This is a genomic window from Bradyrhizobium algeriense (assembly GCF_036924595.1).
GTDB lineage: Bacteria > Pseudomonadota > Alphaproteobacteria > Rhizobiales > Xanthobacteraceae > Bradyrhizobium > Bradyrhizobium algeriense.
Genome location: NZ_JAZHRV010000001.1, coordinates 6,102,336 through 6,126,078 on the forward strand (window position 1 = coordinate 6,102,336; position 23,743 = coordinate 6,126,078).

At 62.6% G+C, this 23,743-nt stretch carries 20 protein-coding genes; 11 read left to right on the top strand and 9 right to left on the bottom strand.

Going from position 1 to position 23,743, the window contains the following annotated elements; genetic code table 11:
* Positions 1–132 precede the first annotated feature (132 nt).
* Positions 133–2,019 (top strand): ethylbenzene dehydrogenase-related protein, encoded by a 1,887-nt coding sequence (locus V1286_RS29505; RefSeq protein WP_334485592.1) that lies wholly within the window; start codon positions 133–135, stop codon positions 2,017–2,019.
* The gene (locus V1286_RS29510) at positions 2,020–3,108 is read left to right on the top strand and encodes a 2Fe-2S iron-sulfur cluster-binding protein (RefSeq protein ID WP_334485594.1); all 1,089 of its coding nucleotides are present in this window, start codon (positions 2,020–2,022) and stop codon (positions 3,106–3,108) included.
* A 212-nt stretch (positions 3,109–3,320) separates the two neighbouring features.
* On the opposite strand, the gene V1286_RS29515 is transcribed toward V1286_RS29510, so the two are convergent.
* A complete protein-coding gene (locus V1286_RS29515; RefSeq protein ID WP_334485596.1) occupies positions 3,321–4,127 on the bottom strand; it encodes an MBL fold metallo-hydrolase in 807 nt (268 codons plus the stop codon).
* A gap of 225 nt (positions 4,128–4,352) precedes the next feature.
* Between V1286_RS29515 and V1286_RS29520 the strand changes: the two genes are divergently transcribed.
* Positions 4,353–4,544, top strand: coding sequence for a hypothetical protein (locus tag V1286_RS29520; protein ID WP_334485598.1), 192 nt, complete (start codon positions 4,353–4,355; stop codon positions 4,542–4,544).
* A gap of 11 nt (positions 4,545–4,555) precedes the next feature.
* Here V1286_RS29520 and ggt read toward each other — a convergent pair whose 3' ends face one another.
* From ggt to V1286_RS29530, 3 genes are all read right to left on the bottom strand, one after another.
* Entirely contained in the window at positions 4,556–6,178 is a 1,623-nt protein-coding gene (ggt, locus tag V1286_RS29525; protein WP_334485600.1) for a gamma-glutamyltransferase, read from the bottom strand.
* Between the two features lie 111 nt (positions 6,179–6,289).
* Positions 6,290–6,367, bottom strand: coding sequence for a twin-arginine translocation signal domain-containing protein (locus V1286_RS39055; protein WP_417021289.1), 78 nt, complete (start codon positions 6,365–6,367; stop codon positions 6,290–6,292).
* Positions 6,368–6,413: 46 nt separating this feature from the next.
* On the bottom strand, positions 6,414–8,384 hold the full coding sequence (locus tag V1286_RS29530) for a primary-amine oxidase (protein ID WP_334485602.1): 1,971 nt from the start codon (positions 8,382–8,384) through the stop codon (positions 6,414–6,416).
* A gap of 153 nt (positions 8,385–8,537) precedes the next feature.
* Here V1286_RS29530 and V1286_RS29535 point away from each other — a divergent pair, with 153 nt between their 5' ends.
* Positions 8,538–9,479 carry a helix-turn-helix domain-containing protein gene (locus V1286_RS29535; protein WP_334485604.1) on the top strand — a complete coding sequence of 314 codons (942 nt, stop codon included), beginning with the start codon at positions 8,538–8,540 and terminating at the stop codon, positions 9,477–9,479.
* Here V1286_RS29535 and V1286_RS29540 read toward each other — a convergent pair.
* The 5 genes from V1286_RS29540 to V1286_RS29560 form a co-directional block, all read right to left on the bottom strand.
* Entirely contained in the window at positions 9,476–10,492 is a 1,017-nt protein-coding gene (locus tag V1286_RS29540; RefSeq protein ID WP_108521086.1) for an NAD-dependent epimerase, read from the bottom strand. The two genes, V1286_RS29535 and V1286_RS29540, sit on opposite strands and share 4 nt — an antisense overlap.
* A gap of 41 nt (positions 10,493–10,533) precedes the next feature.
* Complete coding sequence (locus V1286_RS29545) at positions 10,534–11,853, bottom strand: UDP-glucose dehydrogenase family protein (protein ID WP_334485606.1); 1,320 nt, start codon at positions 11,851–11,853, stop codon at positions 10,534–10,536.
* A 70-nt stretch (positions 11,854–11,923) separates the two neighbouring features.
* The gene (locus V1286_RS29550; protein WP_334485608.1) at positions 11,924–12,712 is read right to left on the bottom strand and encodes an FkbM family methyltransferase; all 789 of its coding nucleotides are present in this window, start codon (positions 12,710–12,712) and stop codon (positions 11,924–11,926) included.
* A gap of 87 nt (positions 12,713–12,799) precedes the next feature.
* Complete coding sequence (locus tag V1286_RS29555; RefSeq protein WP_334489990.1) at positions 12,800–14,233, bottom strand: mannose-1-phosphate guanylyltransferase/mannose-6-phosphate isomerase; 1,434 nt, start codon at positions 14,231–14,233, stop codon at positions 12,800–12,802.
* 35 nt (positions 14,234–14,268) lie between these two features.
* Positions 14,269–15,033, bottom strand: coding sequence for a sugar transferase (locus V1286_RS29560; protein ID WP_334485610.1), 765 nt, complete (start codon positions 15,031–15,033; stop codon positions 14,269–14,271).
* A gap of 563 nt (positions 15,034–15,596) precedes the next feature.
* Here V1286_RS29560 and V1286_RS29565 point away from each other — a divergent pair.
* The 7 genes from V1286_RS29565 (at position 15,597) to V1286_RS29595 (ending at position 23,704) form a co-directional block, all read left to right on the top strand.
* Positions 15,597–15,740 carry a hypothetical protein gene (locus V1286_RS29565; RefSeq protein ID WP_334485612.1) on the top strand — a complete coding sequence of 48 codons (144 nt, stop codon included), beginning with the start codon at positions 15,597–15,599 and terminating at the stop codon, positions 15,738–15,740.
* Positions 15,741–15,806: 66 nt separating this feature from the next.
* A complete protein-coding gene (locus V1286_RS29570; RefSeq protein WP_334485614.1) occupies positions 15,807–16,541 on the top strand; it encodes a metallophosphoesterase family protein in 735 nt (244 codons plus the stop codon).
* Positions 16,542–16,552: 11 nt separating this feature from the next.
* Positions 16,553–17,236, top strand: a complete 684-nt coding sequence (locus tag V1286_RS29575) for a polysaccharide biosynthesis/export family protein (RefSeq protein ID WP_334485616.1) — start codon at positions 16,553–16,555, stop codon at positions 17,234–17,236.
* A gap of 294 nt (positions 17,237–17,530) precedes the next feature.
* Positions 17,531–18,958, top strand: a complete 1,428-nt coding sequence (locus V1286_RS29580; protein WP_334485618.1) for an outer membrane beta-barrel protein — start codon at positions 17,531–17,533, stop codon at positions 18,956–18,958.
* A complete protein-coding gene (locus tag V1286_RS29585) occupies positions 18,939–21,254 on the top strand; it encodes an AAA family ATPase (protein WP_334485620.1) in 2,316 nt (771 codons plus the stop codon). Before V1286_RS29580 ends, V1286_RS29585 begins: the two co-directional genes overlap by 20 nt.
* A gap of 101 nt (positions 21,255–21,355) precedes the next feature.
* Complete coding sequence (locus tag V1286_RS29590) at positions 21,356–22,651, top strand: VpsF family polysaccharide biosynthesis protein (protein ID WP_334485622.1); 1,296 nt, start codon at positions 21,356–21,358, stop codon at positions 22,649–22,651.
* Between the two features lie 18 nt (positions 22,652–22,669).
* Positions 22,670–23,704, top strand: coding sequence for a glycosyltransferase (locus tag V1286_RS29595; RefSeq protein ID WP_334485624.1), 1,035 nt, complete (start codon positions 22,670–22,672; stop codon positions 23,702–23,704).
* Positions 23,705–23,743: the final 39 nt, after the last annotated feature.

Consider the following 23,743-nt stretch of genomic DNA (forward strand, 5'->3'; position numbering starts at 1 on the left):
CTGCGCCGCAAATCTTTAGACGATGGCCTCAATGACGGCTCTGGGGACCATCATTAGTACGGCGGCGACATCGGCGGTTTGGAGGAAATCGGCGCGGTTGCTGCCTCGGAAGTGAAGTAGCGGGGCGTATGCGTGAGGCAGCGTAAGACGGACTATGGGACCATCATTCTACACTGGACGTTCGTGGCAGCCTTCGCCGTTGCGCTCGTTACCGGCTTGCGTATCGCGACCGAAACACCCGACCGTACCTGGATCAACTGGTTCGACGCCGTTCTGCCGCGTGACAGCGTATGGATCGCCCATATGCAGGCCGCCATCGTCCTGGTCGCGGTGGCGATCGGCTACATCGTCTACATGCTCCGCTCCGGACTCGGCCGCCGCGTTCAGATCGACAAAGTTCGCCTGCGCGGGCTGTTTGTCTGCCGCGGGCAGGCGAGGTTGAGCGCCGTGATCGCCCTGATGTACTGGATTTTCTTTGTCACGATGGCCGGGCTATTGGTCAGCGGCGGCGCGCTCTATTTCGGTTTCTACTCCGGCTATGACGTGGCGATGCTGCACTGGGTGGGGACCTGGGTGATCCTCGCCTTTGTCGTCCTGCATGTCTTGACCCAGTTCAAAAGCGGCGGCGCTTCGCAACTGCTGCGCATTTTTCGTCCCGCCCCGCTGCCTGCGCCGCCGCCGCGGCTCGATGCCGTCGAACTGCTGGGCATGCTGGCCGAGCAGTCGGCGCGTTCGCAAGGACCTGAAAACCCGGACGCGCCGCCCGATGCCTCGTCCCACCCGCTGCAGCCGCGCGCAGAGATGCGCCGCGGTCGAACGGCTGAGCCGGATCCGGCGCCCCGCCCCCCGGCCGGGCCTGCGCGATCGCGAAACCCGACCCTGCAGGCCAATGCGTTCGTGGTCGCGGCCGCCGCCGCGATCACTGGCGCCTCGCTCATCGTAGCTACCGACCGGCTGGCGGTGGACAGTGTGCAGATTCGCCGCATCAACGCCGCCGACGCACCGACCCTCGACGGCGACACGTCCGATCGGGCCTGGCGTGGCGTCAAGCCGTTTTCGCTGCTGACCGGAGAAGGCGGAAACTTCGACGGCAAAGGCGAAGCCAGAATCGAGGTCCGCGCGGTGCATGACGGCACCTATGCGTACTTCCTATTCACCTGGCAGGATTCGACGCGCTCGCTGAAGCACCTCCCGCTCGTCAAGGAAGCCGATGGATGGCATCTGCTCCATTCCGGCTTTCAGCTCGGCGACGAGCATCAATACAACGAAGACAAGTTTTCGGTGCTGCTGACCACATCGGATGTCACGCTGGCCGGCGGCCGAACCTTTCATCCGGGGCCGCAGCCGGTTGCCGGCGCGCCGGCCACCATGAGCGGCCGTGGACTGCATTACACGGCGTCCGGCTACGCCGACGTCTGGCAGTGGAAGGCCACAAGCGGCGCGACCGGATGGATGGACGACGCCCATTTCGGGCCTCCGTTGAATCCGACCCCGATGCAGGCGGCCAACGTCGTTCCCTACAAGGGCGGCTTCGCAGCCGACCCTGGAACGGCAAACTACCGGGACAACTTCACCATCGAGGCCGACGTGTCAGGCGGCCCGCGCCGCAGCCGCCTGATCGCCCCGCTGCGCCTGCCCAAAGTCGTCGCCGCCACGACGGACGCGATGGGCGATATCGACCTCGATCCCAATCATGGCGAGAGCGACGGCGCGCGCTGGTTCATGCCCGAGAAGGATTCAGTTGCCTATTCGACCGATGTCGACGCCCGCATCCCGACCGGAACCGTGATCCCGGGCGTCATCGTGGGCGGCGAATTTTCCGGCGACCGTGCCGACGTTCGATGCGCAGCCCGCTGGGCCTCCGGCCTCTGGGCGCTCGAGGTGCGACGCCGGCTTGACACCACAAGCCAGTTTGACGTGCCGATCAAGACCGGCGTCTTCATGCGGGTCGCCGCTTTCGACCACAGCCAGATCAGACATACACGGCACGTTCGGCCGATTCGTATCGAGGTGGAATAAATGTCAAAGATTTGCAAAGTCACGATCAACGACGAGCCGTTTCTGGCGAATCGCGGCGAGCTTCTGCTCGATTGGGCATTGATGAACGGCGTCGATCTTCCGCACGATTGCCGCGCCGGAATCTGCGGCGCCTGCCGCGTGCGCCTGGTCGACGGCCAGGTGTTCGGCGGCCACAGCCGCGGCGACGACATGATCCATGCCTGCCAGGCCCGGATCGTTTCCGATCTCGAGATTGCGATCGAGGCCGCTCCCGAACCGGTGGCGCTGTCGGCGGAAGTGGCGCAGACCGTGCAGCTCGCGCCCGACGTGGTGGGCGTCGACATCGAACTGCCGAAGCCGCTCGACTATCTTCCCGGCCAATATTGCAAGCTGCAGTTTCAGGGCTTTCCGGCGAGGTCCTACAGCCCGACTTTTCCGCTGGAAGGCGCTCCCCACGATCACATGCTGCACTTTCACATCCGAAAGGTTACGGACGGGCTGGTATCCTCGGCGCTCGGCCAGGAAATCCGCCCCGGGCACCGCGTCAAGCTGACGGGACCGTATGGCCGCGCCTTTTTCAGGCAAGGCCACGCAGGCCGCATCGTTCTCGTCGCCAGCGGTACCGGCTTCGCCCCGATGTGGTCGGTCGCGGTCGCCGCGATCATGGAGCAGCCGCAGCGCGAAATGGTCTTCATCGTGCAGGCCCGCAGCATCCGCTCGCTCTACATGCATGCCGCGCTGTGCCGCCTGGCGCTGTTTCCCAATGTCAGGCTGATCCCGATGGTGTCGGAGCCGCAGCAAATCTCGCACGCGATTCAGAGCGGCCGGCCGACCGATCATTTGCCAAAGCTGTCGCCGGACGATGTGGTTTATACCGCGGGCGCGCCGGCGATGACCGACGCGGTGGCGCGGATTGCCAAGGCCGCGGGCGCAAGGTGCTACACCGACCCCTTCGTGCAGGAGCCGCGGACTGCCGAACAATCAGGGTTGATGTCGCGCCTCAGCGGCTGGCTCAACGAGTCCAAAAGCGGAACTATTCCGCCGCAGCCGGCGCGAAAGGCGGCGCCCATGACCCGAGGCGTAGCCGCAGTCGGCGCCGGCAACCGCTAGCTAGAGCATGATCCGGAAAAGTGGGTACCGGTTTTCCGAAAAGATCATGCGTAAATCAAAGAGATAGAGTGGGATGACGATTCGAAGAAAAGTCATCCCGCTCTAGTTCATGGTCATGCTGCGGCTGCGGGAGCCAGCAGGCTCTCGCATCCGGTGTCTGCGATGATCGACGACACGCTTGCCGCGCGGCGCAGTCGAGCTTGCCCTATTCCTCAGCCGGAGATCGCCGCGATATAGCGCTGGACGGACATCTCGAACGCCGCCTTTGCATTGTCGGCGATGTTGCGGCCCCACCATGCGCCATAGATGCGGTCGAACGCCAGCGGCTCGACCGCAGCCCAGATCCGCCGCACGGCTGACGCATTGAGCGGAATGTAGTTCGGAAAACTGTACATGAAGCTGAGCGAGCGGCGGTCCATCGCCACCATCGCGACATCGCCGGTAAGCAATGCACCCCTGCCCGCCGCGCCCGCGCGCCAGTGCAGGATCGTGCCGCCGGCGAAATGTCCGCCGGTTCGCACCAGAACAATGTCGTCGGAGAGCCGGTGGCTGTCGCCGGTCCATGGCACGATGGCCGAATGCGGCCGTGTGACAAGAGCGCGATCGTCGCCATGCAGATAGACCGGCGCGCCACCGAACGCCTCACTCCAATCGGCGACCGCGCCATAGTAATGCGGGTGCGAGACGGCAATCGCCTTCAGGCCGCCGAGCGAGCGGACGTAGTCGATGGCTTCGCGGGTGGCCAGCGGCACACAGTCCCACATCACGCAGCCATCGGCTTCACGCACCAGGAGCGCGCGCTGCCCGATCGCAAAACCCGGCTGCATGCTGATGCCGGGAATGTCGAGGTCGTCACGCCAGACGAGCTTGTAACGTTTCGCCAATTCCTCGCGCGTGAGCCACGCCTGGCCCTTCCAGTTCACAAATTGCCGCTCGTCCTCGCAAACCGGGCAGGCCCGCGGCGGCGCAGCGCTTTCGGGAAACTGGGCACCACATTGTTCGCACGTCCACAGCGGCATGGCGTTGCTCCTATTCGAGGCGTGTTCGGGCTGCGACAGAACCCGCGACCGCTAGACCAATCGGTCCAAATGTTAAGGATTCTGGCACGTTACGGGAAGTTTGGGTATTGCGGCCTGGATGGTCGGCAGATAGGCTTCGCTTGACGCCGACCGGATTTTAATCGTCCCGGTTGTCCTAACCTGGGAGCATTTTGCTGCGACCGAGTTATGCGGGATGCCATCTTCATGAGGCGCAAGATCGCCGCAATTCTGGTAGCCCACATCGCCGACTACGGCAGGTTGGTCGCCGATGACGAAGAAGAGACGCTGCGGCGAATGGCGTCCTGTCGAACCACCATTGACGACCTCATTGCGATAGCGGGTCGTTCCGTCCAATGGCTGTGCCCGACCGAGCGGGCCGTTGATCCATTGACCTGATACCCGATGACCTAATACCCGATAGCCGCCCCATCGCTGCGCGGATCCGAGCCGCCGCTCAATGTGCCGTTCCGCCGGTCGATGGTGATGCCGTGCGCGTGACCGGCCATTTCGTTCCAGGCGTCCCAGCGGTTGATCGCGTGGCCGCGTTGCGCGAGCGCGTCGATCGTAGCTTCGGGGAAGCGGCTCTCGATATGCAGCGTGTCGCGCGCTTCGCCGAGGGCGAAGCGGCCGGAAAGAAACCGCGGCATCTCGATCGCCTCCTGGATATCGAGACCGAAATCGATCATCGCCGAATAGAGCTGCATCTGGATTTGCGGCTGGCCGTCCGCGCCCATGCAGCCGAGCACGCTCCAGATCTTGCCGTCGCGCTTGGCCATCGAGGCGATCAGTGTATGCATCGGGATCTTGCCCGGCTCGAGACGATTGGGATGGTTGCGATCGAGCGAGAAATACGCGCCGCGGTTTTGCAGGATGACGCCGGTGTTTCCCGCAACCACGCAGGAGCCGAAGGCGCCATACAGGCTTTGAATCAGCGACGCCGCATTGCCGTCGCAATCGACAGCGGCGACATAGACCGTATCGCCGGACAGGCTGCCGAAAGACGGCACCATGTCCCACTTCAATGCCGACCTCGCGTCGATCAGCCGGCCGCGCTCGGCTGCGTATTCTTTCGATATCAGCCGCTCGACCGGCACATCGGCAAAGGCGGGATCGGCGAGCACCTGGTCGCGGTCGTGGTAGGCGATCTGCTTGGCCTGTACCAGCAAATGGACATGGTCGGGCCCGAGGAAATCCTTTCGGTGCAGTTGGTGGGGCTCGACGAGATTGAGCATTTCGAGCACGGTAAAACCCTGCGTCGGCGGCGGCGTGTTGAAGACCGTAACGTCGCGGTAGCGGCCAACAAGGGGAGCGGCCCAGACGGCCCTTTGCCGGCCGAAATCGGCAAGGCGAAACAGGCCGCCGTTTTCCCTGGAGAAGCGTGCCATCTCGGCGGCGACCGGCCCAGCATAAAAGCCGGACCACCCGTCATCCGCGATCGATTGCAACGTGCGCGCCAGGTTTGCGTTGGCAAGCTTGGTGCCCGGCCGCGCTGCCGCCCCATCGGCAAAGAAAAGCGCCGCGGCCGCTTGATCTCGCGCCAGATCATCGCGCGTCATCTCGATGAAGCTTGCAAGGCGGCCGGTGACCGGAAAGCCGTCGCTTGCATACCGGATAGCGCTTTCCAGAACACGCCGCAGCGGAAGCCTTCCATAGGCATCGTGCGCCTCGATCCAGCTCGCTACTCCACCCGGCACCGTCAAGGTCGCCGGCACGATGCCCCGTAGCGGGATTCCATTCAGCCCGCGCGCTTCAAAGGACGACAGCGTGGCGCCCTCCGCCGCCTTGCCGCCGCCGTTGAGGGAGCGGATCTCGCCGCTCGCGCCGTCGTGAACGAGCCAGAACGCATCGCCGCCGAGACCGGTCATGTGCGGGTAGACAACCGACAGCACCGCGCTGGCCGCGATCGCCGCGTCGATGGCGGAGCCGCCGGCGCGAAGCACGTCAAGGCCGGCCGCGGAGGCGAGCGAATGCGGCGACGTCACCATGCCGTTCGAGGCAAGCGTGACGGGCCGGCCGGTACGAATGTCCAATTCAAGCCCCCGAATCTGCTCAGACGCCGATCAGGCGCGGATCCGTCTGATCATGTGATTGTCGTAGATGGCCTCGCATGTCGTGAGCCGCCAGCGCACGGCGGGCGCGGACTACGCGATGGCGGGTGCGGCGACGGCGCCAGTGGCGACCGCGGCACCGGCTGCCTTGAGGAGCTTCCTGCGATTCATGGTCAGTCTCCTTGCGTAGTGAGATGAGAAGCGAACGCGTGGACCGTCAGCCGCAGCATGGCCCGCGGTTATCCCGGCTCGCGCTGTTTCGGTCGGGCGGCAGGTCCATCGCCGGATTCTCGGCAAAGAAGCCGTTCGGCTTCAGCGCGAAGCCGACATATTCGACCGGCATCACCGGAAAATCTTCGGGACGGCAGACATGCGTGGCCCCGAAACTGTGCCAGACGACGATATCCTGGTTTTCGATCGAACGGTTTTTCGCAACATATTTCGGCAGGCCGTCGCCGCCGGCATGCTGGTTTGGGAATTCGCCGCTCGCATAACGCTCGTCGGGCGCGTAGCGCGTCACCCAGATATGCTTGGTCGCAAAGCCGCCACGCTCGGTCATGTAGCAGCCCTTCTGCGCAAGCATCACGGGCGCGCTGTGCGCCAGGAGCTTGTAGGCCGTCGCGCCGCCGACGCTGTTCTTTTGATTGGGATTGGTGATCTTCCAGTAGCGTCCGGTCCGCCCGTCGGCCTCGCGGACCGCGTCGCGCTCGCGTGAGAGAACCCGCGACGTGGTATCGAACACGTTGCCGTAGGGATTGTCCGTCCCCCATGGCCGTGGCCGGAACTCGTGCTCGGTGACGCTATTGCCCTCACCATCCAGCATCATGTGGAGGCGGGCATTGAAGAAATGCTGGTGGGTCGGACCGCCGAGATCTTCAGCGACCATGCCGCCCCACGGATAGGGCTTGCCCGGCGCGATCGCCGCCGTCTGGATGATGCCGGTAAGCTTGACCTCGAGCTGAATGGTGCCGTCCTGGTAGAAGTACCAGAAGAACCCGTAATCGTAATTTCCGACGGTGGTGAAGAACGAGATGACGAGCCGCCGTGACCGCCGCACCTCGAACGTTTCGTTGCGGAATTCGTAATGCTTCCAGAGGATACCGTAATCCTCCTCGTGCAGGCAGATCGCATTCCTCATGACGGCCGGCTTGCCGTAATCGTCGGCGACCGGCACATCGAAATAATGGATATGGCCGAGGCAATCGCAGCCGAGTTCGAGTGCGTTGGCGAGCTTGCCCAGTCCATACTCCCCGGCGTCGAACGCGCATTTCCAGAAATGATTCGCGGTCGGATCGGCATAGGGAACGATCATGTCGGTGACGCTGGCCCGGTAGATGATCGGCCGTTCGCGCTCACGATCGCGAAACGAGATCTGGTGCAGCACCAGTCCCTCGCGCGCGGTCCAGCCGACACGGAACGACCAGTTCTGCCAATTGACCTTCCATCCCTCGACCGTAAAGCTCGGGCCGTCCTTTTGCACCACATCCAGCGGCTTCACGTCCTTGCGCGTCTGCGGGATCGATGCCCGGTCGTAGTTGCGCGATTTCTTCGGGATCGGAATCACGTCGGGCTCATCGACCAGATGGACGATCCTGTTCTCGATCAGGTCGACGAGCGCGACCACGCCTTCGATCGGGTGCGCGTAGCCGTTGTCCTTGAGATCCTTGCGCCAATAGGAAACGGCGCTGACCAGCCTGCGCCCCTTCTCCACCTCGCGGTCGAAATAGCCGGCCGAAAACGGGTCGACCTGAACCAGCTCGATGTCCTCATCATTCAGGCCCCGCCGCTTCATCGCACGCCGCCAGTCCGCGTCGGCCTTGACGATGTCGCCGACCTTGAACACTTCCTCGATCGTGATCGGCGGCTGGCCGTAGGGATGGAGCTTGGTCGGATACTCGCGCCACGCCGTCACGCGCTTGGAATCGAGATCTACCGTCGCGACATGCGTCGCGCCGGTCTTGCTGTCGAACAGGGTGACGGCGGCCCGTCGCAGGAGCCCGGCTGCCGGCTTCCATCCGAGGACGTCGGACTTGGCCGGCTCTTCGAGCTGCACGTGCGTAAATCGCGCGTGCGGGCCGAGCCGCTTTTCCGTCCTCAATATCTCGGACGCCAGCGCGACTTCGGTCTCGCTGAGCGGATCGAGCGGATGGCCGGCATCTGTGCCGGCGGATGGCTTTGTGCGTACCATATCGGACCGAATTCTCCAGAATTTGGCCGCAGGCTACGGCGGCCCGAGCCGCTGCGTCTTGAATGAACCTGCCACGTCCGGCGGTTTGGCCCTTGCCAGAGCGACCGGTCCTGGGCGACGCTGGCGGACCACAAACCGGATCTTGTTCGCACGATGCCGATCAGCGTCTCCACCGACCCGATCCGCCCGGCCGAGCGAACAGCCTATTGGACCGAGGCGATCTGCCGGTCATTCGCCAGTGTCGAAACCAAGCCGCTCGGCTCTGCGGTCGTCAGCGGTCATTTCGAATTCGTCGAAATCGGCGGCGCGAAGCTGGTCCGCTTCGACAGCAGTCCACAATGCTACACCCGCGATGCCCGGCTCGTGAACATGGCCGGTTCGGACGAATTCATGTTCGATTTCCAACGGCGCGGCCGAAGCTCGATCGTGCAAGCCGGAAACGAAAGCACGATCGAACCGGGATACGGCGTGCTCTACGACGCGCGGCGTCCGTTCGAGGATCGGCTGTTCGGTCCCGAGCAGCGCGTGGAGCTGCTGATCGCCACCGTCCCCGCCTCGTCGCTGTTGCGATCCGTCCCCGAAGCGGCGCGACTATGCGCGAAACCTATCCCCTTGTCCGGGACGATTGCGCGCGCGATTGCCGCGCTGGTACGCGACGCGATCTCCGTGCCGGACGCACCGGCAAGACAAAGCGAGCCTGACATCGTCGCTTATCTGTCGGCGATACTGCGCCTTGCCGCCGGCGCAAGCCATGAGCTGAGCCGCCCCGGCCTGTTCAGGCTGATCGACACTTACCTGAGGGCAAACATCGCCACGATCCGACCGGCGCCGGCGCTTGCCGCCGAGTTTGGCATTTCGGAGCGAACCTTTCATCGCATCTTCGCCGACCGCGCGACCACGTTCGAACGCCATGTCCTTCACCTGCGTGTCGAATCGTTCAAAGAACTGCTGCGGCAGGCTTCGCTGGCAAGCGTTCCGATCGCAAGGCTTGCGCATCAATGCGGCTTCGCCGATGCCGCCCACGCCACGCGCACGTTCAAGGACAGATTTGGCGCCACGCCACGGGATTTTCGCGCTAGCCCACCAACCGGCTAAGCCTCGCAATAGCTGCGATACCAGCTGGCGAACCGGTGGATGCCGTCCTCGATCGGAGTTGCCGGGCGGAAGCCTACGTCACGCACGAGATCATCAACATCGGCATAGGTCGTCGGCACGTCGCCCGGCTGCATCGGCAGCAGTTCCTTGTTGGCCTTGCGCCCCAGCTCCTGCTCGAGGAGACCGAGCACGAGCATCAATTCCTGCGGCTTGTTGTTGCCGACATTATAGATGCGCCAAGGGGCAATGCTCGATCCCGGGTCCTGAATTCCGTTCAACCCGACTTGCCCAACCTGCGGCGGGAGCTCGATCAGGCGGACCAGCGCTTCCGTCACATCGTCGACATAGGTGAAGTCGCGAAGCATCCGCCCCCCGTTGAACAGCTTGACCGGATCGCCGCGGACGATCGCATCCGCAAACACGAACAGCGCCATATCGGGACGATACCAGGGGCCGTACACCGTAAAGAACCGCAAGCCGGTGCACGGTATCCCGTAAAGATGGCTGTACGAATGCGCCATCAACTCGTTCGCCTTCTTGCTCGCGGCATAAAGGCTGATCGGGTGATCGACGTTGTCGTGCACCGAAAACGGCAGCTTCCTGTTGGCCCCGTAGACGGACGACGAGGATGCGAACAGCAGATGACGGCAGCCATTGTGCCGGCATCCCTCCAGAATATTGGTGAAGCCGACCAGATTGGCGTCGACATAGGCGTGCGGATCCCTGAGCGAGTATCGTACGCCGGCTTGCGCGGCCAGATGGATGACGACGGGAAAGCGATACCGCGCAAACAGCGCCGGTATCGCCACGCGATCCGCCACGTCAAGCCTTTCGAACTGAAAGCGCGGGTCGTTGCGGAGGATATCGAGCCGGGCCGCCTTCAGCCGCGGATCGTAGTATGTGTTGAGATTGTCGACCCCGACGACGCGGTGGCCGGACTGCAGCAACCGCTGCGCCACGTGGAATCCGATGAACCCCGCCGCCCCCGTTACCAGAATTGCCTGATCCGACATCATGCGCGCACCCTATCCGATGTCATGACGGCCTCTACGCATCAGTACGCCACCGATTTCGGCCGACCCACGCCGCAGTACAGAAAGCCGTTCCGCTCCACCTCTTCCGGGGAGTAGATGTTGCGCAGATCGACGATGACCGGGCAGGCCATGATGGTGGACAATTCCTTCAGATCCAGCGCGCGAAACTGCTCCCATTCCGTGACGATGACGAGCGCGTGACATCCTTTGGCGCAACGATAGGCGTTTTCGCTAAAGGTGACGTTCTCGAACACCTTCTTCGCCTGCTCCATGCCGACGGGATCGAAAACGCGAACCTCGGCGCCCATGTCCTGCAGCGCGGTGATCAGCGGAATCGACGGCGCGTCGCGCATGTCGTCGGTATCTGGCTTGAAGGTTACGCCAAGCACCGCGATCGATTTTCCGCGCAGATTGCCGCCGAACGCGTTGGCGACCTTGCGCGCCATCGCCCGTTTGCGCTGATCGTTGACGGCGACCACCGTTTCCACGATTCGCACCGGCGATTCATTGTCCTGGCCGGTCTTGATCAGCGCCATCGCATCCTTCGGAAAGCAGGATCCGCCAAAACCCGGCCCCGCATGCAGGAATTTCTGACCGATCCGGTTGTCGAGGCCGATGCCGCGCGCGACTTCCTGCACATTGGCACCGACCTTTTCTGCAAGGTCCGCGATCTCGTTGATGAAGGCGATCTTGGTGGCGAGAAAGGAATTCGCGGCATATTTCGTCAGCTCGGCCGTGCGGCGATCAGTATAGAGGATCGGCGAAGCGTTGAGGTGAAGCGGCCGGTAGACCTCGGCCATCACGCCGCGGGCGCGCGCGTCATCCGTTCCGATCACGATCCGGTCCGGATGCTTGAAGTCGCGGATCGCGGCGCCTTCGCGCAGGAACTCGGGATTCGAGACGACGGCGACCGTGGCGGCGGGATTCTCTTCGCGAATGATGCGCTCGACCTCGTCGCCGGTGCCGACCGGAACCGTCGACTTGGTGACCACCACCGCCCGCTCCGGAAGCACGGCCGCGATCTCGCGCGCTGCCGCATAGACATAGGACAGATCGGCATGGCCGTCGCCGCGGCGCGACGGCGTGCCGACCGCGATGAACACCACTTCCGCTTCGCTGACGGCCGACTTCAGATCGCTCGCGAATGAAAGGCGACCTTGTTCAACATTTCGCGCCACCAGTTCGGCCAGCCCCGGCTCGTGAATCGGCATCTCTCCGTTGTTGAGGCTGTCAACCTTTTCCGCGTTGCTGTCGATACAGACGACCTGATGCCCGAAATCGGAAAAACACGCCCCTGACACCAGCCCGACATAGCCGGCGCCAATCATCGCTATATGCATTACGGTTCCTGTCTGAAAAGCCGCGCGCAGCGTTGGCCGCGCCGACAAAAGATGGCGGTGAGACGATGAGCTAACTGCTCAATATCGATTCGCCATCGAGATGACGGGGAAAGAAAAAGAAGTTGTTGACGTAGAACCGTCCGTCCTTGCGGCCGCCATCCGGCCGCAGCGCGCCGGCATCCTGGAGCCTGCGGGAATCGAACTGCTCTACGCCGATCACCTCGTTGTCTTTCAGGAAGAAGCCACGATAGGATTTATCTCGGAAGAATTCGAACACCAGGCGCGTCGCTTCGGCGCGATGGCGGTCTTCCGCCTCCACCAGAAATACCGGCTGGCACCGCTCCAGAAGTTCGACGGCGCCGTTCAGGACATTCAACTCGTGGCCTTCGACGTCGATCTTCACGAACGCCACGTCCTGGTCGATGACAGCGTCGAGCCGCGCGATCGGCACATGGGCCGAGACTATCTTGGCCGATGAATCGTTTCGCGCCTCCAGCGAGGCAAGCCCATAGACCAGGCCGTCATCGCCCTGCGGGATGAACAGCTCGGCATCGCCGTCATGATCCGACAGCGCTATCTCGTGGATGCTCACATTCCGCGCCGAGGTTCGGCGCAGCAGCCTTGCCATCTGCTGCGAAGGCTCGAAGGCATGAACTTGCCTGGATAGGCGCGCCAGCCGCCGTGTGTACAGCCCGCAATTGGCGCCGACGTCGACCGTCACCGCGTCATCGGGTATCACCTTCTCGAGATAGGACAGTTCCCGCTCCGCCGATTTGGGCCGCTTCATGAAATGCCATTGCAGCCATATCGAGGGAAACGCGTCCTTCACCAGTTCCTTGACCTGTTGCTTTGCGTTCATCGCCGCCTCCCTTGGTGTCGCACGCACAGAATTCGCCGCGGCGTGCGTCGTCCTCGATGCGGATGCTGCCTCCCACCCAGCCGCACCTCAGACACGGTCATAGATGTCCTGCACGCGAACGATGTCGTCCTCGCCGAGATAGGCGCCCGACTGGACTTCGATCAGATTGAGCGGAACCTTGCCGGGATTTTCCAGACGATGTATGCATCCCAGGGGCACGAAGATCGACTCGTTCTCGCGCAAGAGGATTTCCTCGTCGTCGCGCGTGACGATCGCGGTGCCGTTCACCACGACCCAATGCTCGGCGCGGTGATAATGTTTCTGCAGCGACAGCTTGGCGCCGGGATTGACCGTGATCCGCTTGACCTGAAACCGGTCGCCTGAATGGATCGACTGATAGTAGCCCCAGGGACGATGGACGCTGTGAGTCTGGGTCGCCGACCGGTGGCCGTTTGCCTTCAGGCGCTCCACCAGCTTTCCGACATCCTGGTCGCGCTTGCGGCTGGTCACCAGCACCACATCTGGCGAGGTAGCGATGACGAGATCCTCGACCCCGAGCGCCGCGACCAGCGGCCCATCGCCGCGGACATAGCAACCCGAGGTGTCTTCCATCACCGCATCGCCAATCACCACATTGCCCGACGGATCCTTTTCCGCCATCGACCACAAGGCCGACCAACTTCCGACATCGCTCCAGTCGAACGTCGCGGGCACGACCACGGCATTGTCGGTCTTTTCCATGATCGCGTAGTCCATCGAGATGGCCGGGCAGGCCTCGAACGCCCGTTCCTCGAGGCGAAGAAAATCGAGATCGCGGGTCGCGCCGGTCAACGCCTTGCGGCAGGCGGCGAGCACGTCCGGCGCCCGTTGCGCCAACTCGTCGATGAACTGGCGGGCCGGCAGCAGAAATATACCGCTGTTCCAGACATGCTGGTCGCAGGCCAGCAGGCGCTCCACCGTCACCAGATCCGGCTTCTCGACGAAGCTGGCTACACTGCGAATCGACGAAGCGGCCTCCCACTCGTCGCCCATCCGGATATAGCCGAAGCCGGTCGCCGCCGATGAGGGCCGGACGCCGAACAGGACGAATCGGCCGTATCGCGCGGCCGTGACGCCCGCCGATATGGCGGCGCGAAACGCGGCGTGATCGCGCACCCAGTGATCCACCGGCATCGCCAGTATCACGGCGTCAGGATCGCTTTCACTGGCGAGCAGCGCTGCAGTCGCGACCGCAGGCGCGGTGTTTCTTCCGAACGGTTCGAGCACGATGGTCGGACAATCGACGCCGACCGCGCGTAATTGTTCGCCGATCGCAAAGCGATGCTCGGCGTTGGCGATCACCATCGGATCGGTAAATAGCGAGCGATCATCGACCCGCAGCGCCGTTTGCTGCAGCAGGGTGTTCTCGCCGAGCAGCGAAAGCAATTGCTTGGGGTAGGTCTCGCGCGACAGCGGCCACAGCCGCGAGCCGGCGCCACCTGACAGGAGAACGGGTACGATACGGCCGCGCGGCTCGATCATCGCCATGGCATGGTCCTTCGATGTCTTGACGTTGGTCAGAATCCGCTTCCCGACAGGAATTCCTTGCGGATGGTGCGGATGATGATCATGACGTCCATGCGCAGTGACCACTGCTCGATGTAATGCAGGTCGTAATCGATCCGCGAGACCGCAGGCCCGAACTCGGCCGTGCTGCCCCTGCAGCCGCTGACCTGCGCGAGCCCGGTAATGCCGGGCCGCGCCGTATGGCGCTGAAAATAATATGGCACGAGGTCTTCATAGGGCAGATCCGCGGCCAGCATTCCCGGAACGTGCGGCCGCGGCCCGACCAGCGACATGTCGCCCTTGATCACGTTGATCAGTTGCGGAATCTCGTCGAGGCTGGTCTTGCGCAGAATTCGCCCCACCGGCGTCACGCGCGCATCGCCCTGGACCGTCTGCCTTACGCCGCGCACATCACCGGCATCGTTACGCATGGTGCGGAACTTGTAGATCTTGAAGCGGCGGTTTCGATAGCCGTAGCGGTATTGAAAGAACAGCACCGGGCCCGGCGACGTCGTCTTGATCGCCACGGCAATCGCAATCAGGAGAGGCGCGAAAAACAGCAATGCGCCGCCTGCCGCGGCGATATCGAAGACGCGCTTTGCGATCGACGACGACGGCTCAGTCCGCGCGGCACGGCGCGAACGCCGGCGGCCTCGATACGCACGATGCGTACCGCCGCCGGCAAACTCGACAGGACGGACCGAAATCTGAGTCCGCTCTCTCCGAATCGGCGTGACGTTGTTCCGATCGAAGTTGGCTGTCACGATCGAGGTCATGACTCTCCTCTCTGCTGAAACCGGACTGTGATCGAGCGATTAGAGTCGCTCGGCACCGCGCGTGACGACTTCGCAGCAGCGAACGTCAGCACTTTCCGCGAGCGCGAACGCTCGCCGGTCGGTAAGACTTTCCACAATCTTGAGCGAAATTTGGCGCGAAAGCGAAAATGTCGCGTGGAACAACGCAACGGAATCTTTACCGTGATTTGTGCGACGCGATATTCCGGTTTGTTCGGAAGCGCTTAGTTTCGATTTGCCCGGTTAACGGGCTGCGTGTGACTCGACGCAGCTATGCATATTCGAAAATCGCGGAACAAAATCGTCTGTTCGATTCTCGACATAAAATTGAACAATGCAGCGCCGCTATAAGGGCAACAAATGGCCGTCACGCCGTTGTCTTGAACGAGATCGTTCATCGAAAGCTAGCGATCCACCACAGCCTGACGACAGACGGAGATTGAAGCGCACGAGCTGGTGCGATGATCGCCAGGCTTCGAAGAAAAACAGAGACGGCAGCGATTCGCGAGCCGTCCACCTCGCGGAACGCTTCCGGGGAGGCGCCCATGATGGCCGAACGTTTGCACAGCCGCGCGCTGGTGCCGCATGACAGAGTGCTGCCTGACCGCAAGCTCAGGAACCGAATCATCATCGGGAATGTGATAGCGTGGGTGGTGATCGTTATCCTGATCGCTCTGCTCTTTTTCTAGACACCTCGCCTTCGTACTGCGTGATGGATTGACCGCCACCCGGTTCCATGATCGACATCGCACACCATGCACCAGATGTCCGCGGCACCCTCGCGCTCCGTTAACGCTTCAGCGCCCGCCGCTACACGCATCTATGCGGTCGGTGACATCCACGGCCGGGCCGACCTGCTGAGCGAAATCACGGCGCGCATCGATGACGACATCCGGCGCCGACCGGTCGCGCATACGGTCGAGATCTATCTCGGCGACTACATCGACCGCGGACCGCACTCCAGGACGGTGATGGATTTGCTCGCGGTTCGACTCGTCGCCAATCGCGCGGTGTGCCTGCGCGGCAACCACGAGGCTGTGATGGAAGGATTCCTTCAGGATCCGGCCATCCTGCAATATTGGCAGCAACTGGGCGGCATGCAGACGCTTGCGTCCTATGGTGTCGAGCTGCGCAACGGAACCGAGACGGCGAACGATCTGCATCGCCGCTTTCTCGATGCGTTCCCGCGTGAACACGAACTGGTCATGCAGTGCTTGCGTAACCAGTTCAGCTGCGGAGATTTTCTGTTCGTTCACGCCGGCATTCGTCCGGACGTTCCACTCGATGATCAGGATCCCAACGATCTGATCTGGATTCGAGATGAGTTTCTCGACTGCACGCGGAACCACGAACGATTCGTCGTGCACGGCCATACGCCGGTGCCGCATCCCGACATCCGTTCCAACCGGATCAATATCGACACCGCTGCGTGGCGAACGGGAACCCTGACCTGCATTGCGATCGAAGGATCGACGATCCTCTTTTTGTGAAGTGCGAACGTGTGCTCCTGATCAAGTGGAACTCGCGCATCACATTCTTTCGCCTTTTTTTCTTCTCAATGATCGACGGCTGTACGTGCATTCATGGAGATGCAGCCATGCAGCAACGGTCGCCCAGCGCCGGCCTGACGCTTCACTTACTTCTTTTCGTCTTTGCGATCGCCGGCATCAGTGCCGGCCTTTCGGTTCATGCTTCAGCACAGACGCCTCCATCCGCAGCGTCTGCGGAAAGTTACATCCTTGGCCCGAACGACCGAATCAGGCTGAAGGTCTACGGCGAGAGCGACATCACCGGCGAATATGAGATCGACAACACCGGTCAGGTCTCGATTCCACTCGCGGGCCATATAAAGGCTGCGGGCGCCACGACGCGGCAGCTCGAGAAATCGATCGCATCCGCCCTTGCAAAGGGAATCGTGCGCGATCCGCGCGTGAACGTCGAGATCGCGCAGTATCGCCCGTATTACATCCTCGGCGAAGTGAAGAAGAGCGGCGAATACCCGTATCGTCATGGGTTGACGGTGATGGACGCGGTCGCAAGCGCCGGCGGGTTCACGTACCGGGCCAATGAGAACAAGGTCTTTCTGCGCCGCTCAGGCGCCAGTGCGGAAGAGATTTTGCCTCTCAATGCTCCTGTTCCGGTTTTCCCGGGCGACAACATTCGGATTCCGGAACGCTACTTCTAGCGTCGCGGAACCGCAGATGAGATGCATGCCGCTTGCGTGCGGATGACGACGTATGTGTTGCGTTGTCGTCACAAGCGTTTTGCATTGCGAAATATTTTGCGGCGCGAGGAAAACTTTTTCCGGCAAGGCGCGTTGCAAGCGAGCGCATCACTTCAATCTCACAATTCAAAAACTTGCGCCCGCGTACCGAGTATGAGGCATGCCTTTCTTATGCGCAGTCGACGATCATTTTCTGAGCGATGGGCTTCGCCCGTTAAGTGTTCGCCGCCTTCGTGTTCCCGCAAGGGATCGGTGATGGGATTCGAGTTAACACTTGCATCGCTGAATGCATCCGAAGGAAGCGGCGAACGATTCCGCTCCATACGCGTGCCCGGCCGATGCCGCTTCAGCCTGTTGCCCGCCCCGGCGGCTGTCATCCTGCTCGGTCTTGGATCGTCGGCGAATGCCCAGGCCATTCCGTGGACCAGCGGAGAATTCGCCTCCCCCTGGAACGCACAGAAGATCTTTGAGCCGTCATCGCTGCCGGACCGGACCGATCCGAACAATCGCGAAGAGATCCCGCCCGAAGACATGCCGGTGAAGAAGCGACAACAGCCTGGCTATGAACCCGTCGGCATTCGCTCCGGTTCCTGGATGTTCAACCCGTCGCTGACCGCCGGAACTTTTTACGACAGCAACATCTTTGCTTCGAACACCGCGCCGCGTTCCGACATCGCGGCGGTGATCGAGCCGACGCTGCGTGCGCACTCATTATGGGGACGGCATGGCCTGGACCTGAAACTGGACGCGCAGTCGACGACCTATAACCAGTTTTCGAGCCTGAACCAGACCAACGCCAGCCTGAAGGGCAACGGTTGGCTGGACATCACAAACGACACGATGCTGCTCGGCAGCTTTCAGATCGCACATCTGAACGAAGGCGTCGGCACGCTCACTTCCCCCGCCAACGCCATATCGCCGACGCCATACAATTTGATGTCCGGCGACGTCACGCTGCGCAAGGAGTTCAACCGGCTGACGACATCGGTCGGCTTCCGCACCGATTCCTACGACTACGGATCGACGCGCGCGCAGGACGGCACCGTCATCAACCAGGACGCCCGCGATGGGCAGGTCTACGCGCTGCACAGCCGGATCGACTATGCGATCTCTTCCACCCTCGGCTGGTTCGGTGGCGTGGAAGGCAATCAGCGCGACATCAGGGGAACGCCGGGCCATACGCTGGACTCGCAGGGCTATCGCGCGCTGACCGGCATCACGGTCGGCTTAAGCAATCTGGTGACCGGCGAATTCGGCGCCGGCTATGTTCAGCAGCGCTTCGACGACCCGTCGATCGGCAACATCGAAGGCCCTTCCTACCGCGCACGGCTGACATGGCGGCCGACGCGCCTGCTCGACGTGCACTTCAACGCCGAACAGCTTGTCACGCAGACCACCGACACCAGCGCCACCGGCGTGCTCGCGAACGCGGTGCAGCTCGGCCTCGATTACGAGCTGCGGCGCAACATCATCGTCTCGCTCGCCGGCGGTTACGAGAACGACAAGTTCTTCGGTCAGCTCCGCAAGGACAACGTGCTGACATCAGACACCCGCGTCAAATACCTCGTCAATCGTTTCGCGGCCGTTTCCGCCTACTACCGCTACACCAAGCGCGACAGCGACATTCCCGTCTTCACCTTCGACAAACACCTGGTAGGAATGAATGTTACAGCGCAATTCTGACCTGCCCTATGTGATCCCCGACGAACCTCCTGCCCGCCCCGCCGCGGAAAGCTGGCAGTATCCGACCGTCGATCTGCGCGAGATGGGTCGCATCCTGCGCCGTCGCTACCGGCTGCTGGCGCTGCCGGCCTTGGCGCTGCTCGGGCTGGCGCTGACCTATTTGATGTTCGCCACCACTCTCTATACAGCGACATCGACCGTGCTGGTCGATCCGCGCCGTGCCAATGTCGTCGAGACCAACCAGTCCGTGCTGTCAAACTTCGGCACGGATGATGCAACGATCGAAAGCCAGACGCTGCTGATCCAGTCGGTCGCGATTCTGACGCGCGTCGTTGACAAGCTGAAGCTGACCGAAGACGAGGAATTCACACCGAAGCCCGGCCTGCTCGATCCGATCAAGGGGCTATTCCGCAGCAGCGGGCCGAGCGACGGAGCCAGCCCGGAGGACGCCGCCAGGTCTCGATCGGTCGATATCCTTCAGAAGCGGATGAAAGTGACGCGGCAGGGCACCACTTTCCTCGTCGACGTCGCCGTCAGTTCTCAATCGCCGCAGAAGGCCGCGACCATCGCCAACGCGATTGCGGATGCGTATTTCAATGAACAGGTACGCGCCAAATACGATGCGACGCGCATTGCCGCCACCTGGCTCAACAGCCAGATCGACGAGTTGAAGTCGAAGGTTGTCGCCTCCGAAAAGGCGGTCGAGGATTATCGTTCCGCCAATAATCTGATGGTGTCGCAGGGCGTCACGCTCAACGACCAGCAGATCACCGACCTCAACGGCAAGCTGATCGCCGCGCGCGCGCAAACCGCGGAGGCGCGGGCCAAGTATGAGCAGATCCAGGACATCGCGAAATCCGGCGGCGATCCCGGCGGCATCAACGCGGCCATTTCCTCGGAAATGATCACCAAACTGCGTACCCAATATGCCGACATCGCCAAGAACGAAGCCGATTTGTCGAGCAAGTATGGCGCGCGTCACCCCCTCGTCGCCAATGTGCGGGCGCAGCGGCGTGATACCCAAAGACTGATCAACGAGGAAATCCGGCGGATACTGGAGAGCACCAAGCACGACTACGACGTGGCGCGTTCCCGCGAGACGTCGCTGCAGCAAAGCCTCGACAAGCTTCAGGGCGTGTCCACTTCCTCTGGCCAGGCGCAGGTGCGCTTGCGCGAACTGCAGCGCGAGGCCGAGGCCAACCGCACGCAGTATGAATCCTATCTGGCGCGGTCCAAGGAAACGACGGCGCAAGAGAGCCTCGAGATGCCGGATTCCCGGATCGTGACCAAGGCCAGCATTCCGATCAGGCCGTCGTCTCCCAAGACGATGCTGATCCTGGGTCTTGCGGTGATGCTCGGGCTCGGCGCCGGCAGCGTGCTGGCGTTCCTCGTCGACTATCTCGACGGCCGCGTCAAGACGCTCGAACAGGCCGAAGCCATATCGGGCGTGCCCGTGCTTGCGGCGGTTCCATTAGTCGGTGCGCGCGAGCTCGCCCGCCTCGCCCGGCGCGGACGCAACGAACTCGGCCGCTACGATCCGAAGAGCACGAAGTTGCTGCCGGCGCCGCTACAGCCACCCTTGACGCGCTACGCAATCGACGAGCCCGGCACGTTCTTCGCGGAAGCGATTCGTGCCGTTCGCCTTGCGCTGCAACGGACGATGCGATCGCAGCCGGTAAAGGTCGTACAGGTCACCTCCGCGCTCGACAGCGAAGGCAAGACCACGCTGGCCATCAACCTGGCGCAGTCGCTGGCCATGCTCGGCATCCGAACGCTCCTGATTGATGGCGACCTCCGCAACCCGCAAGTGACCCGCGCACTCTGTCCGCGCGCTGACGCGGGGCTGCTCGAAGTCGCAATCGGCCAGACCGCGCCTGAACAGGCCATTCTGGTGGATCACAGCACCGGGCTTTCGATTCTGCCGTCGACCAGGATCAAGGAGGTCGAATACATCACGGAGTTGATGTTCTCCGACCGGATCGTCGACGTTCTCGATCACTTCCGTCACCGCTACGAATTGATCGTGATCGACTCGCCGCCGCTGGTGCCTTTGGTCGATGGCCGCGCGCTCGCCGAACTCGCAGATCGCATCATCCTGGCGCTGGCATGGGATCAGACCCCCGGCGAAGTGCTGTCCCATGCCATGGACTTGCTGTCCCCGGTCAGCGACCGGATCATGGGGACGGTGCTCACACGAGTGGATCTCAGCCGCCTGCAGTTCTACGACTATTACCGCAGCTCGGCCTATCTCAAGCCATACGGCGCCGCGAGCCTCCATGCCGGAGCGGCGCGGTGAGAGTGCGTGGACCGTTGCACGGACCGGCCGGCATCGCACAGGTGCATCGCCGCCCCCTTGCGTCACCGGCAGTGCGGCCGGCTTCCTATGCGCATGGGCGCATGGCGAATGCCGACGCATTCATCGAACGGATCGCAGCCGGCCTGTTGCTGCTGGCCGTGATTGCAACGTTCACGCTCTCCTCCTCCGTTCTGACCAACTGGAAAATCCACTATTTGACGGCAGGCGGCAATTTTTACGAAAAACTGCACCCCGCAACCTATTTCAGCTTGCTTGCATTCTCTCTGCTGTTGCTGCGCAGCCGCGGCCCGGTCGGCGAGATCAACCGGATGTTTTCCGAATCGAAACTGCTGCTGGCGTATCTGCTCTGCTGGCTGTTTCTCTTGATCCAGGTGTTCGTGCTCGAACGCCCGTTCACGGTCATCATCGACACGTTTCTGCTGCCGATCCTGATCGCAATGGTGATGTGGCAACTGTCAGCGTCGCGAAAACATTCGCTGGCCTGGGCCGTTCATTTCACCATCCTGCTGAACGTCGTGATCGGCTACTACGAGTATTTCTCCGGCCATCGGCTGATCCCGTTGACGCTCGGCGACGTCGTGGTGGTGGGGGAATGGCGCTCCGCGGCGCTGCTGGGCCACCCGCTCACGGCATCCGGCGTTGTCGGCGCCTATGTTCTGGCGCTGGTGCTTCGTCCGGCGATTTGTCCGCCGATCCTGCTGCGGCTGCCGCTGATCGCATTCAGCCTCGGATCGCTGATGGCCTTTGGTGGCAGAACGTCGCTGGTCACCGTGCTGGCGATGATCGGGCTGCTCGGGGCCTTTGAGGCGTTCCGCCTGATGCGGGGAAGGCGAATGCCGCTTCCCGCGGCAATACTGGCAATCTGCGTGCTGTTTGCCGCAGGCGCCATCGTATTCGCCGCGCTCGACCTCGGCATTTTCGACAAGATGCTGCTGCGCTTCTCTTCCGACAAGGGCAGCACGCTGGCGCGCTATGCCACCTTCAGCCTGCTCTCGCATTTCGACTGGCATGAACTGATCCTCGGCCCCAACCCGGTTCGGGTGAATGCGCTGCAGTCGCAGCTCGGCCTCAACTACGGCATCGAAAACTTCTGGATTGCCTCCGTCGTCCAGTTCGGTCTCGTCCACACCATCCTGCTGACGGTCGGACTGGTCTGTTTCTTCGTCGAGTTGCTGCGCCGCTCGAACCCCGCGGCATGGGCGATCGTGCTGCTGATCGTCATCATCGCCGCCAGTTCGGTGAGCTTCTCGTCGAAGAACATTCAACTCGCGCAGTTCGTGATCCTCATTTCGGTCTTGCTGCCGCGCGAGCCGCGGCGCGGCGCCGCGCCCGCGCAAGTCCGCACCCCCATCAGCTACCGGTCCGTTCCGGCATAACTCGGGATTCCCTTTCGCATGACCATCTATGTCGACAACACCCATCTCGGACGTCACGTCACCGGTCTCGAACGCATCACGCTCGAGCTGTTCTCCGAGGCCGCGCTGGCGCCGCTCGACGTCGTTCCGGTGAGGGCGCAGGGTGTTCGCCAGATGGTGACGACGCAGACCCTGGGATTGCCGATGCGGCTCGCCGCTTCGTCCTCCATCCTGCTATGCCCCGGCTTTCCGCCCAGTCCGCTGCTACGGCCGTTCGCATCGCGGGTGCTGCCCTATATCCACGATGACTTTCTGATCACGCGGCGCGCCGAGCTCAATATGCGGGCGCGGCTCTATATGGCCGGGCCCTTCAAGCTCGCGTTGCGCCACTACCCGCGCTTTCTGGCAAATTCCGGCGACACAAGACGCAAACTTGCCGCGCATTGCCGGCCAGATGCCGAGGTGACGCTCTATCGGCCTTCGGTCCGCAACGTGTTCGGCCTCGACACCGGACAACGCGGCGAACGCAGTGCGCAGCCGCAACCGCTTCGACTGATCGCGCTGGGCACGGTGGAGCCGCGCAAGAATTTCAGGGCCGCGGCGAAAATCCTCGATGCGTTGCGCGTGCAGGGATTTCCGGAAGCGACGCTGGACATCGTCGGTAGACCGGGATGGAGCGACGACTGGCAAGCGCTTGAGAGCCAACCGGGCGTCACGCTGCACGGATATCAGTCCGCTGAACGGGTCAATCAGTTACTTGACGCCGCCGACCTGTTCATCTGCACCTCCCATGACGAAGGGCTGGGACTGCCGCTGCTGGAGGCGCAATACGCCGGCCTGCCGATCATCGCCCCCGACGCCGCCATTTTCCGCGAGGTGCTCGGCGAGTCCGGCATCCATGTCGATCCCGCCGATCCTTCCAGCGCGGCCGCGCGGATCGCGGCTGCCCTGTCGAACGAAGACTGGCGTGCCCGATACGTGGCGCTGGCGGTGCGGAATCTGGCGCGCTGGAACGACCTGGCGCGCGGCGACCGCGACACGGTCATCAGCCTGATCGCCAGCCTTGCCGCCTGACACTCGCGTTCCAGGAAATTCAGGTCCGGAGTACCGCAG